Below are 13,283 nucleotides of genomic sequence, written 5' to 3'. Positions count from 1 at the left end.
TGCTGCAACCATATTTAGCAGTAGCCGAAAGACATTAAACGCTCATAACGTTCCTGCATCAAGGTTTCAACTGATAACCCTGATAATTGCGCTAGTTGCTGTTTAATAGTGGCTTTTAGATTAGCGGCCATGGCTTTGTGATCACGATGAGCGCCACCTAGGGGCTCCTCAATAATCGTATTAATTAAGCCTAGCTCTTTTATTTGCGGGGCCGTTACGCCCATTGCGGCGGCTGCTATGGGAGCCTTTTCGGCACTTTTCCATAATATTGAGGCACAACCCTCTGGGGAGATGACCGAGTAGGTCGAATACTGCAACATATTGACTCTATCGCCCACACCAATTGCCAATGCGCCGCCTGAGCCGCCCTCACCAATCACGGTGCAAATAATCGGCACTTTGAGCTCAGCCATCACTTTTAAGTTCATCGCAATGGCTTCACTTTGACCGCGCTCTTCAGCGCCAACACCAGGATATGCACCCGGCGTATCGATAAAGGTCAGAATAGGTAAGTTGAAACGCTCCGCCATGCGCATTAAACGCAAAGCCTTACGATAACCTTCCGGCTTTGGCATACCAAAGTTACGTTTGATTTTTTCGTGCGTATCACGCCCTTTTTGATGGCCTATTACCATCACTGGCGTACCGTCAATGCGCGCTAAACCGCCAACAATGGCCTTGTCATCGGCAAACGCACGATCCCCTGCAAGCTCATCAAATTCAGTGAACATATTAGCAAGATAATCTTGGGTGTAGGGTCGCATAGGGTGACGAGCAACCTGAGATATTTGCCAAGCACCAAGACCAGAGAAAATTTTACGCGTCAGCTCAGCGCTTTTTTCGCGCAACCGAGAGATTTCTTCTTCTATGCCAACGTCAAACTCACCGCCCTGATTGACGATGCGTAATTCTTCAATTTTTGCTTCTAATTCTGCTATAGGTTGTTCAAACTCTAAAAAGTGTGACCCCATTTAAAATTCCTAATTATTCTTTTTAACTGTCGTTGTTATTGAAAATAAAGACTGACATTTTCTTCGCCGAGCTCATGGCTCAAACTACTCAATAATTCATCTTTTGGCTCTACGAACCACGTCGCTGCCGCTTCTAATGTGCCTACTGCATCTGGGTGCTCTACCTGTATGTGTAACGGACAGGTTCCCCCTCTATATGGTTGCAGTATAGCCTGAATCTTTGCTACTGACGATACGCTTAATGTCTCACACTGCACCTTTACTTGCAGTGAGGTCGCATATTTGCTGCGAGCCTGCATTATCGTCATCACTTCAGCGGCGTTCATTGTATTGCCACCACTGTATTCATCAAAGCTGACCTGTCCTTTTATCCATAAAAGATTGTCAGCGGTTAATATCTCTTCAAAGCGCTCATAGACTTCTGGATAAAAGCGAATGTCCATGCGCGCTGATTTATCGTCTAAAGTAACCAGTGCCCAACGCTTGCCTTTCTTGTTGGTCATGACTCTTACGCCAAGCACTAAACCAAGGGTGCTCACATAATTGTCTCGTCCGGTAGGCTTTAAATCAACCAAACGAGAATCGGTATATCGTTTAATTTCATCCACATACTGATTAATAGGATGTCCGGTTAAATATAGGCCAAGGGTCTCTTTTTCGCCATCTAACCATACTTTTTCTGACCATTTGGGCACTTGTTTGAACGCATGCTCGGAGCTTTGCGGCCCTTGAACATCCATTCCAAAAAGGTCACCCTGCCCAGCCGCTGCGGCTCTTGCGCTTTGTAATGCGGTATCAAGTGCATCTTTAATTGATGCCATTAACGCTGCGCGGTGCGGACCTAGATTATCCATGGCACCTGATAACACCAGCTTTTCAAGCACGCGTTTATTGATTTTCTTCACATCAATTTTTTCGCAAAAATCGAATAGATCGGTAAACGCACCCTCGGTTTCTCTAGCATGAATAATCGCCTCTACTGGGCCTTCACCTACGCCTTTGATAGCGCCGATGCCATACACAATCTGACCTTCTTTGTTTACCGTAAATTTATACTGACCAGCGTTTAAATCTGGCGGCAGGATCGTCAGGCCCATGCGGTTGCATTCGTCCACCAAGGTCACGATTTTATCAGTGTTATCCATATCAGCAGAGAGTACCGCTGCCATAAACTCCGCCGGATAGTGCACTTTTAGCCATAAGGTTTGATACGAAACCAGTGCATAGGCGGCTGAGTGTGATTTGTTAAAGCCGTAGCCGGCGAACTTCTCCACTAGGTCAAAAATCTTAATGGCCAACTCAGGATCGATGTTGTTATCGGCTGCACCCTTTTCAAAACTGACGCGCTGTTTTTCCATTTCTTCGGGCTTTTTCTTACCCATGGCGCGACGCAATAAATCAGCGGTTCCAAGAGAATATCCTGACATCTCTTGCGCAATCTGCATGACCTGCTCTTGATATAAAATAATGCCGTAGGTAGGCTCTAGAATTTCCTTTAAACATTCATGCTGATATCTTTCATCAGGGTAGGAAATTGCTTCGCGTCCGTGCTTTCGGTCAATAAAATTGTCTACCATGCCAGATTGAAGGGGGCCGGGCCTAAATAAGGCCACAAGTGCGATGATGTCTTCAAAACAGTCGGGTTGAAGGCGCTTTATAAGGTCTTTCATGCCCCGTGATTCTAGCTGGAAAACCGCCGTTGTTTCAGCGCGCTGCAATGACCTAAAACATTCTGGGTCTTCTAGGGGGATTTGGGTGATATCAATATCGGTGCCATGCACCTCTTTGACCATTTCTATGGCCCATTGAATAATTGTAAGCGTTCTTAGCCCCAAAAAGTCGAATTTGACTAAACCGGCGGTTTCAACGTCATTTTTATCAAACTGTGTGACTGGATTTGAGCCTGTATCGTCACAATAAAGCGGCGAGAAATCGGTAATAGTTGTGGGTGAGATAACCACACCACCGGCGTGTTTACCGGCGTTTCGAGTGACGCCTTCTAAAATTCGCGCCATGTCGATGAGTTCTTTTACCTCTTCATCGCTATCATACGCCTGCTGCAAACGGGGCTCGACATCGAAAGCTTTTTTCAGCGTCATGCCCGGATCGGCAGGAATAAGCTTAGATATCCTATCTACAAATCCATAGGGGTGCGCAAGCACTCTGCCCACATCCCGAATTACCGCTTTTGCTGCCATGGTACCGAAGGTTATGATTTGCGAAACGGCATCACGCCCATAGATTTGCGCAACATGTTCAATCACCTCGTCGCGCCGGTCCATGCAAAAGTCGATATCGAAATCAGGCATAGAGACACGCTCTGGGTTCAAGAAACGCTCAAAGAGCAAATCAAACTCTAGCGGGTCAAGGTCGGTGATATCCAACGCATAGGCAACTAAAGAGCCGGCACCCGAGCCACGACCGGGACCAACAGGAATATTATTGTCCTTACTCCACTGGATAAACTCCATGACGATCAAAAAGTAACCTGGGAAACCCATGTTATTAATCACTTCTAACTCTATCTGCAGGCGTTCATCGTATTCTGGGCGTTTTTCTTCTCGCTCTTTGGGATCTGGGAAAATTTTCTCAAGACGTTTTTCGAGCCCTTTTTTCGACACTTCAATTAAAAATGCCTCGGTGCTCATTTCGCCAGTTGGAAACTTAGGTAAAAAGTACTCGTTTAGCGTCACTTCAACGGTGCATCGCTTGGCTATCTCTACGCTATTGGCCAGCGCCTCTGGGATATCCTCAAACAGCTCACACATCTGCTGTGGAGTGCGCATAAACTGCTCGGCGGTATATTTTTTAGGGCGACGATTGTCATCTAAAGTGTAGCCGTCACTGATACACACTCTCACTTCATGAGCATCATAGTTTTCAGGTTGCAAAAACCGCACTTTGTTAGTTGCAACAACCGGCAAGTCTAGCTGTTGGGCTAATAGCACTGCGTTTTGAATGTAGCTGTTTTCATTCGCATGCCCTACCCGAGTTAACTCTAAGTAGAAGCGGTCTTTGAAGTGTTCTTGATAAAAGCTCACAATCTCTGTGGCTAAGGGCATTTTGTTCTGCGCTAGTGCCATGCCAAGGTCACCATCTAGGCCACCACTGAGCACAATTATCCCTTCGTTATGCTCGGCTAACCATGCTTGTTGAACCACTACTTGATGCTGAATGTGTCCTTGCAGATAGGCTTTAGAAATGATTTGAGTGATGTTTTTGTAACCCTGCAAATTCATTGCAAGTAAGGTGAGCTGGACAATTTGCTCGTCCAATGTTTCACTCATCAGGTTAATATCACACCCAATGATGGGTTTAATGCCTTTCGCGAAAGCCGAAGAATAGAACTTCACTAAGCCACACATATTCATATGATCGGTAATCGCTACAGCCGGCATGTTCTGATTAACCACTTCATCGAGAATGGGGTTAACTTTATTCAAACCGTCAATCATTGAATAATCACTATGCACATTAAGATGCACAAACTTGGTGGTCACGCCAGCGTTCTCCTCTTACTACTTTATTTTTACTTTTGGATGGGTGCGATGTTGCTCTAATAATACTTGCTGGACAGGCTTAAAGCTTTGTCGATGTTCATGCAACGCGCCATATTGTTGTAAAGCGGCCATATGTGCAGCCGTTGGGTATCCTTTGTGTTTATCAAACCCATACTCAGGATGTTGATTGTGCAACTTAAGCATCTCATTGTCACGCGCCACTTTGGCAATTATCGATGCGGCGGCAATTTGAGGGTACAGCGCATCCCCTTTGACGATTGCTTCGCTACTATAATCCCAAGCGGGGCAGCGATTGCCATCAACTAAGATATGATCAGGCCTAACAGACAAGCCATCCACCGCTCGCTTCATGGCCAACATAGTGGCATGTAGAATGTTCAAGCTATCAATCTCTTCTACCGAGGCCCGTCCGATTGACCAAGCTAACGCATAGGTTTTAATCTGCTCGGTAAGAAATTCACGCTTTGTTGCGCTTAGCTTTTTAGAATCTTGTAAGCCTTCAATGGGGTGCTTTAGATCTAAGATGACCGCAGCGGTTACCACATCCCCTACAAGCGGACCACGCCCGACTTCATCCACTCCTGCGATCAATGCATTATTCATTGATGCGCAACACCTACAAGCTCTAATACCGCCTTAGCGGCCTGAGCATCGGCATCCGTTCTAAGTACCTCATGCAAATCACAGTAAGCCTGCTGTAATGCATCTTGATCGCGCTCTTGCTGCTCTAATAGCTTGTCACATAAATTGGCGGGGTTGACTTGCTCTTGGAGCAGTTCAGGCACCAGCATTTGTTCAGCAAGTATGTTGGGTAGTGAAAAGTAATCAGGTTTGTATAGCCGCTGCATGATCTTATAGGTCAACGCAGACATCTTATAAGCAACCACCATAGGGCGTTTGCACAACATGGCTTCAAGGGAGGCGGTGCCTGATGTCAACAGCACCGCATCTGATGCAATCATTGCATCACGCGCAGGCTCATCGGTTACCATGACTTCAAAGTCGATATGGCTGAGGGCTAACACTTCTTTTATTTGACGCTGACGCGCGGCATTTGCCGCTGGAATAACCACCTGTAGCTTGTCACGATGGCCTTGATAGAGAGTCGCGGTTTGCAGAAAGGTTGGCAACATACTGGCAATTTCTTTGCTACGTGACCCCGGCAAAATTGCCAATACGTGTTGGTCGTGGGCTAAGCCAAGTTTTGCTCTCGCCGCATCGCGGTTAACCTTAACAGGAATAGTATCGGCGAGGGTATGGCCAACATAACGATAGGCAACACTGTATTTATCGAATATAGGCTGTTCGAAAGGGAAAATACCCAACACTAAATCAGTGGCTTTGGCGATTTTATGTATCCGCCCTTCTCGCCATGCCCATATGGTAGGGCTAACATAGTGCACGGTCTTAATACCATGTGTTTTAAGCTTTGTCTCAACAGGCAAGTTAAAGTCTGGCGCATCTACACCAATGAATATATCAGGGGGATTATCTAAGAAATGCTGAACAATCTGTTTTCGAATAGAGAGCAAGCGCGGCAAATGTTTTAACACCTCAAATAAGCCCATGACCGAGAGCTCATTGATATCAAATAATGAACGCACTCCTTGCTCGATGAGATGCTTACCACCGATGCCGCTTATCTCACAGTTTGGGTAAGCTTGTTTAAGTGCCCTAATCAAACCCGCCCCAAGCACGTCGCCTGAAGCTTCACCGGCAATAATGCCTATTTTTAAGGTTTTGTTTGTTTCGGCCATTATGCTGGGCGTAACTATCGAGCGATGCCGCGGTTAGCCTGTTTAAGAAAATCAGCCATTACGCGTAATTCTTCAGCAGAGTTGGCCATATCTTGAATAATGTCGCAGGCCTCATCAAAGGTATTGCCGTTTCGGTAAATCACCTTGTAAGCGCGTTTGATATTGCTGATCATATCAGAGCTAAACCCACGACGTTTTAACCCTTCGCTGTTTATGCCCTGGGGGATATGCTTAATACCGCTGAACATCACATAAGGAGGTAGATCTCTCAGAAGTACCGCGCCACCACCCGTGAATGCGTGAGAGCCAACATGACAGAACTGATGCACTGCGGTCATACCGCCGAGGATCACGAAATCCCCTATATGCACGTGCCCAGCTATCGTGGCATTGTTTGCCAGAATATTATCACTGCCAATCATACAATCATGTGCAACATGTGTGTTGACCATCAATAGGTTACGATTGCCAATGCGGGTAAGACTGTTATCTTGCGTCGTGCCGCGATGAATAGTGCACGATTCGCGGAAAACGTTGTCATCGCCAATCTCTAAGTAGGTGTCTTCTCCGGCATATTTTTTATCTTGGCAGTCTTCGCCCACTGAGCAAAACTGAAAAAAGACATTGTTCTTGCCTATCTTAGTGTGACCTTTGACAACCACATGACTTTTTAAAACGCAGCCATCGCCAATTTCTACATTATCACCCACCAAACAAAACGGGCCGATTTCCACGTTCTTTCCAATGACAGCATTTTCAGAAATCACAGACGATGGATGAATCATATTACATATCTCTCATTGCACACATAAATTCAGCGATGCAAGCTTCTTTGCCATCGACTTTAGCCACACCCGAAAACTTCCAAATGCCGCGGCGTTCTTTTAGCAACTTGACTTCAATATCCAATCTGTCTCCCGGTTCAACAGGGTGTTTGAATCGCGCCTTGTCGATACCCGCATATAAATACAGTTGGTCATTATTACCCATGGTTTTAAAGCCCAGAATTCCTGCGGCCTGGGCCATGGCCTCGAGGATCATGACACCTGGGAAAATAGGTCTTTCAGGGAAATGCCCCGTGAAGCAAGGTTCATTAATGGTAATGTTCTTGTATCCGTGCAAATAATCATTTAATTCGTAGTCCGTCACTCTATCTATTAACAAAAACGGATAGCGATGCGGAAGCAAGGACATTATTTCATTGATTTCGACGGTATTAAGCGGATTTGCCAAGCCATTCTCCTAAAATTTACGGCTATAAGTCCATTTTTGGACGTTCTCGCGCTATAAGATAAGGTGTTGAGGGGTAAAAAGAAATCAGACCAACGCATGTTGGCCTGATTTTTTGTAGATTTTAGACTTAGTTCGCTTTGCTAACTTGGTCTAAGACTTTTTGAGAAATATCAAACTCGTCTTTTGCAAAAGGCACCGATTGGGCATTAATCACCATATCGTAATCTTCAGCAGCCGCAATGCTGTCAACAGCTTGCTTAATCAGACTTAAAAGCTTGTTGCGCTCTTCAGTGGTACGGTTTTGCATATTCTGCTGTAAAGGGCCACCTTTCTGCTGCATGGTTTGGCTCAATGTTTGGATTTGCTGACGAAGGGCTTCTTGTTGCTCTTCGCTCATCGTTGCCGCTTCACGCTGTAGCTTTTCTACCAAAAAACTACCTTCTTCACGCATTGCTGTCATTTCTTGAATTTGCTCTTGAAACTCTTCGTTGATGGTTTGCTCAATTACCGCTACCTGAGGAAGAGATTGCAATACTAACTGGACGTCTACCACAGCCACTTTTTGCGCTGCATTAGCCATTGCCGAGGTTAACGCTAAACCAAGAATTGCTGCAATTGACAGCGCTTTATTTAAACTTTTCAATGTAAACTCCTTTGCTTTTATAATACGTGTCACATGTTTTGATAATTCGTGTCACATTTCTTTCGTAACTGCGCAGATTATACCTCTTCTAGAAGGTTGATCCAATGTTGAAAGTGAAGAATCTAGCATCATCCCCAGGTCTTTCTTGTAACGCTCTAGAAAAACTAAATACCATAGGCCCCATTGGCGATATCCATTGGACAGAGAGACCTGCAGAACTTCGGTATAACTTCCAATCTGAGTAGTCTGCTAATGGGTCACTGTTGACGTTGACGTTGAGATTTTCGTACTCTTCAAAATTAAACTCCGTGTCCCATACGTTACCAACATCAACAAAAAGGCTGGTTCGAATGGAATTATCGAAATCTTCCTCTAAGAAAGGTGTCGGTACAATTAATTCGACCCCACCAAGTAACATGGCATTTCCGCCCAAGCTTCTTTGCGACAAGAAAATCGTGTCTTGGCTAGGATCATTGAATATCGGCACGCCAGAAGGGGTCGTACCGATAACGCTTGGTATACGCTGCAACCCTCGAGGACCAACGGTGTTGTTTTCAAATCCGCGCAAGGTATCGGCACCGCCGGCAGTAAAGTTCTCGGTGAACGGCAGGATTTGCTCTCTACCATTGGTATCGCCATAACCGTTTCCATAACCTGCACGTATACGAGCTAGTACTGACCAACGCTGCGATTGCGTAAGTGGGAAATACCACTTGGCATCACCTACAAATTTAAAGAAATTAACTTCCGAATTAGGTGTAGTTGCGCTAAACGAAGCACGCTGAGAAGAACCCGCCGTTGGGAACAAACCTCTGTTTAAGGTATTTCTGCTCCACGTTACCGACGCTTGGAAGCTATCGTAGTTTACCGGTGCATCTGGGTCGTTAGCATCTGCAAACTGTTCATAGAAACGACGCGTTTGCACAAAGTTTGTATTATCACTCTCTAGTTCAACGTTAGAATACGTTAAACCAAAGCTAATACGGTTTACCTCGTTAATCGGGTAACCAATATTCGCGCCTATCGACCAACGCTTAGAGTTGTACTGAATAACACCAAAGTCACCACCGTCAAACTCGCTATACCCGATACTTCCACCGAGGCTAATACCGTCGATAGTAAAAAATGGGTCTAAGTATGTGATTTGTGCACTTTTTTGATAAGACACGGTAGAAATGTTTGCACCAACACGCTTACCGGTACCAAGGAAGTTATCCTGCTGAATACCTGCTTGCAAACTAAGGCCTGTCGCATCGCCATAACCGATACCGGCATTGAATGAACCAGATGGCTGCTCTTTTACCGTAAATTCTACGTCGACTTTATCGTCTACCCCAGGAATACGAATGGTTTCATACTCGACAGTTTCCATGTACGTCAGTCTTGAAAGCTGTGCTTTTGAGCGCTCAAGCAACGGATCTGACAACCACGTGCCTTCCATTTGATTGACATTTTGTCTTAATACGGCATCTGAAGTGAGCGTATTGCCGGTGAAGTTCAATCGACGAACATATACGCGCTTACCAGGGTCAACCGACAAGGTTAGCTTAACCGTATTATCTTCTTCGTTAATTTGAGGAATGGTGGTAACCGTTGGGTAAGCATAACCAAAGCGGCCTAAATAGTTCGCAATAAACTCTTCTGTGTATGTTACTTCCGCTTGGTTATATAAGTCGCCTTCACGCAGTGGGACCACTTGCGCCAAGAACTCTTCAAAGCCTAACAAATCACCCACTAATTCGACTTCAGAGATAGTAAAGATTTCACCCTCAGTGACATTCATTGTGACGTAAATAGCGTCTTTTTCAGGGGTCATTGAAACTTGGGTAGAGTCAATTGAAAACTGCAAATATCCGCGGTTTTTGTAGTAGCTGGTGATGGTTTCCATATCACCTGACAATGTTTGCTGTTGGTATCGCGTTTCGGATAAGAAATCCCACCACGGTGCACCAAATTGAAGCTCCATTTCATTAAACAGCTCTTCATCTTCAAACACTTCGTTACCAACGATGTTGATCTGTTGAATTTTGGCGGCATCGCCCTCTTCAAATAGCAGTTTTAAGTCAACACGATTACGCGGAAGTGGCGTGACAATCGCAGAAACGTCAGCATTATACTTACCAATAGAGTAGAAGAAGTCTTTAAGACCATTTTCAATGGAGGTGATAACGGTTCTGTCTAGGGGCTCGCCCACGCGAATATTTGAATTGTTTAAGCTATCTTGGAGCTGCTCGTCTTTGATGTCGTCATTACCATCAAACACGATATTACTGATAGTAGGTCGCTCTGCAACCTCAACAACTAAGACATTGCCGTCACGATATATTTCGACTTTCTCAAAGTGTGTTGAGGAATATAGTGAACGTATAAGCTGCGTTACCCTGAAACGATTCATCGCGTCGCCACGTTGCACAGGCAAATACGTAAGCGCTGCACCTAAGGCTACTCTTTGCAAACCTTCCACGCGAATATCTTCGACTACGAAATCATAGGCGGTTTGCGCGAATGATGGTGAAGAAAAAGCCAATATGGCTGCTAGAACTAGTTTATTACACTTCATTAACTGTCTATATTCCAAGATACAATTGTCAGACCTTATTATGATTATGTATTACGTAGAACATCGTTGATGATTGCTGTTGCCATAACCGCGAACAGTATCACCCCACCGATTTTAAATCCTACTTCCTGAATCGCCTCTGACACCGGCTTTCCAGTAATCCATTCGATAGTAAAATACATCAGATGCCCGCCATCGAGAATGGGTAAGGGCAAAAGGTTAATAATACCAAGATTTACGCTAATTAGCGCCAAAAAACTTAAAAATGCAACAATTCCTATGCTAGCACTTATTCCTGCACCTTGAGCAATCGATATTGGGCCACTCAAATTCTTTACCGACACGTCGCCAGTCAACAATTTCCCTAGCATTGTGAGGGTTACCCCCATCAAGCGCCACGTTTGCTCGGTCCCTTCAACTATTGCATCTATTGGACCTAACTTACGGTTGAGGACATATTCTTCTGGCCACGTATCCTGATAAGGAATAACACCTAGATAACCTTGCTCAGGGTTGTTGGGTTTTTCACCAAACGTTACGTTCAATTCTACACGTTGCCCATCTCTTAGCACAGTCGCCACTGACGTTTGATTAGGACGCTGTTCAATGAAGCTGACTATTTGTCCCCAATTTTCTAGGGTAGTTCCATCTAATTTTTCAATCTCATCATCTACTTGAAAACCTGCCCGCGAGGCTGGCGTGTTTTCATCTATAAATCCAAGCTTTTTAGTGACAGCGGGTCGAAACGGTTGAAAACCTAAGGCAGTGAACAAATCCGCCTCATCAGGATCGATTTTCCAACCATCAATGGGCAAGTTAACGTCTTGTGTAACGCCATTGGCGTTTTTGACTGTAAGGGGAATACTCTGTTCACCACTGAAGGTGGATAACTCAATGGCAACATCTCGCCATGTGCTAATGCGATGGTTATCGATTGCTAAAATTTCATCACCCACCGAGAGCCTCGATTGAGCCGCAAAACTATCTGGCGCAATGTCGCCAACAATCGGCTTGGGCGTTTGTTGGCCAATCATACCGATTGCCGCCATAGCAAAAATGGCAAAGATAAAATTCACCATCGGGCCGGCCGCAACAATCGCAATACGCTGCCACACCGGCTGCGTATTAAAAGCAACATGCTCGTCTTGTGGTGCCACATCATCTACTCGACCATCAAGCATGCGCACGTAACCACCGAGTGGGATCATGGCAATGACAAACTCCATGCCACTGGAGGTTACTCGCTGATATAGCGGCTTTCCAAAACCAATTGAAAAGCGCAGGATTTTTACTTTACAGAGTTTCGCCACATAGTAGTGACCCCACTCATGCACCGCCACTAGAATCCCAAGCGCGATGACGAAGAAGAAAATATTACGGATGATTTCCATTAACGGCGTACTCTAGTTATTACGTCTTCGGCCATGTCACGACAAACCTTGTCGTGGCTTAAAATGGCATCAATACTATCTAAGGTGATGTTCGCTTGCGCGTCGACCACTTGTTTATTTACCTTATAGATGTCGGTAAAGCGAATTTGTTCATTTAAAAATGCCGCGACAGCGATTTCATTTGCTGCATTAAGCGCGGTCGTGGCGGCCTGTCCGATGCGACTTGCCTGCATCGCCAAAAATAAATTGGGGAAGCGATCTTCTCGAGGCTTCTCAAAACTCAAATTCGCTTGCTCAAAAAAGTTAAGCGGCTCAACGCCAGAATTAATGCGTTCAGGGAATGCTAAGGCATGTGCGATGGGAGTGCGCATGTCAGGATTTCCCATCTGCGCGATAACCGAACCGTCTTTGTACTGCACCATTGAGTGGATGGTACTTTGTGGATGAATAACCACTTGGATGCTATCTTCATCAACGCCAAACAGCCACTTTGCTTCGATAAACTCCAAGCCCTTATTCATCATAGAAGCTGAATCGACCGAGATTTTTTGTCCCATATCCCAATTAGGATGGGCGCACGCCTGACTCACTGTGACACTTTCAAGCTCCTGCGGTAAAGACTCCCTAAAGGGTCCACCAGAGGCGGTTAAAAGCAAGTGGGACACACCTGAGTCACCTGGCTTACCGTACTGATAATTAAGCGGCAAGCATTGAAAAATAGCATTATGCTCACTGTCAATGGGAATAAGCGTCGCGTTGTGTTCACGCACTGCTTGCATAAACAACTGACCAGACATGACCAACGATTCTTTATTAGCCAACAGGACTTTCTTGCCTGCTTTTACCGCAGCTAGGGTTGGCAGAAGACCAGCAGCGCCTACAATTGACGACATCACCGTGTCAACGCCTTTCGCGCTGGCAATGTCAGCTAATGCATCAACACCGTGACGAATCTGTACCTGGGTATTTTTCGGCAGTAGGCTATGTAACTGAGCCGCATCTTGCTGGTTGTTAACCACAATACATTTAGGCGCAAATTTCAAGGCAATATCGGCGAGCTTTTGCAGCTGAGAATGTCCGCTGACGGCATATACACGGTATCTTTCAGGATGCTGCGAAATAACATCAAGGGTACTTGTTCCAATAGAACCCGTTGCGCCTAAGATGGTAATCGTCTGAACATTTTGCGAAGCTTGCTGCACGAAAC

The 13,283-nt window shown here is 45.4% G+C and carries 10 protein-coding genes; all 10 read right to left on the bottom strand.

All coding sequences use genetic code 11. The features are described from left to right. Positions 1 to 14: 14 nt before the first annotated feature. Positions 15 to 971, bottom strand: coding sequence for an acetyl-CoA carboxylase carboxyl transferase subunit alpha (gene accA / locus KJ365_RS07600; protein WP_214451017.1), 957 nt, complete (start codon positions 969 to 971; stop codon positions 15 to 17). A gap of 35 nt (positions 972 to 1,006) precedes the next feature. Next, complete coding sequence (gene dnaE, locus KJ365_RS07595) at positions 1,007 to 4,471, bottom strand: DNA polymerase III subunit alpha (protein WP_214451016.1); 3,465 nt, start codon at positions 4,469 to 4,471, stop codon at positions 1,007 to 1,009. An 18-nt stretch (positions 4,472 to 4,489) separates the two neighbouring features. Further along, positions 4,490 to 5,095: a ribonuclease HII gene (gene rnhB, locus KJ365_RS07590; RefSeq protein ID WP_214451015.1), complete on the bottom strand. Its 606-nt coding sequence runs from the start codon at positions 5,093 to 5,095 to the stop codon at positions 4,490 to 4,492. Then, complete coding sequence (gene lpxB, locus KJ365_RS07585; RefSeq protein ID WP_214451014.1) at positions 5,092 to 6,249, bottom strand: lipid-A-disaccharide synthase; 1,158 nt, start codon at positions 6,247 to 6,249, stop codon at positions 5,092 to 5,094. The genes rnhB and lpxB overlap by 4 nt, the downstream gene beginning before the upstream one ends. 14 nt (positions 6,250 to 6,263) lie before the next feature. Next, on the bottom strand, positions 6,264 to 7,034 hold the full coding sequence (gene lpxA, locus KJ365_RS07580; RefSeq protein WP_214451013.1) for an acyl-ACP--UDP-N-acetylglucosamine O-acyltransferase: 771 nt from the start codon (positions 7,032 to 7,034) through the stop codon (positions 6,264 to 6,266). A gap of 1 nt (position 7,035) precedes the next feature. Then, positions 7,036 to 7,482, bottom strand: coding sequence for a 3-hydroxyacyl-ACP dehydratase FabZ (gene fabZ, locus KJ365_RS07575; protein ID WP_214451012.1), 447 nt, complete (start codon positions 7,480 to 7,482; stop codon positions 7,036 to 7,038). Between the two features lie 127 nt (positions 7,483 to 7,609). After that, positions 7,610 to 8,125, bottom strand: coding sequence for an OmpH/Skp family outer membrane protein (locus KJ365_RS07570; protein ID WP_250884068.1), 516 nt, complete (start codon positions 8,123 to 8,125; stop codon positions 7,610 to 7,612). 88 nt (positions 8,126 to 8,213) lie between these two features. After that, on the bottom strand, positions 8,214 to 10,685 hold the full coding sequence (bamA, locus tag KJ365_RS07565) for an outer membrane protein assembly factor BamA (RefSeq protein WP_214451011.1): 2,472 nt from the start codon (positions 10,683 to 10,685) through the stop codon (positions 8,214 to 8,216). Positions 10,686 to 10,729: 44 nt separating this feature from the next. Further along, positions 10,730 to 12,076, bottom strand: a complete 1,347-nt coding sequence (rseP, locus tag KJ365_RS07560) for a sigma E protease regulator RseP (RefSeq protein WP_214451010.1) — start codon at positions 12,074 to 12,076, stop codon at positions 10,730 to 10,732. After that, positions 12,076 to 13,278 (bottom strand): 1-deoxy-D-xylulose-5-phosphate reductoisomerase, encoded by a 1,203-nt coding sequence (ispC, locus tag KJ365_RS07555; RefSeq protein ID WP_214451009.1) that lies wholly within the window; start codon positions 13,276 to 13,278, stop codon positions 12,076 to 12,078. Before ispC ends, rseP begins: the two co-directional genes overlap by 1 nt. Between the last annotated feature and the right edge of the window lie 5 nt (positions 13,279 to 13,283).

Origin of the sequence: Glaciecola sp. XM2, from assembly GCF_018595715.1 — a bacterium.
Taxonomy (GTDB): Bacteria; Pseudomonadota; Gammaproteobacteria; order Enterobacterales; family Alteromonadaceae; genus Glaciecola.
Note: the sequence above shows the minus strand (reverse complement) of the source record. Positions and strands in the feature narration are given on the sequence as shown.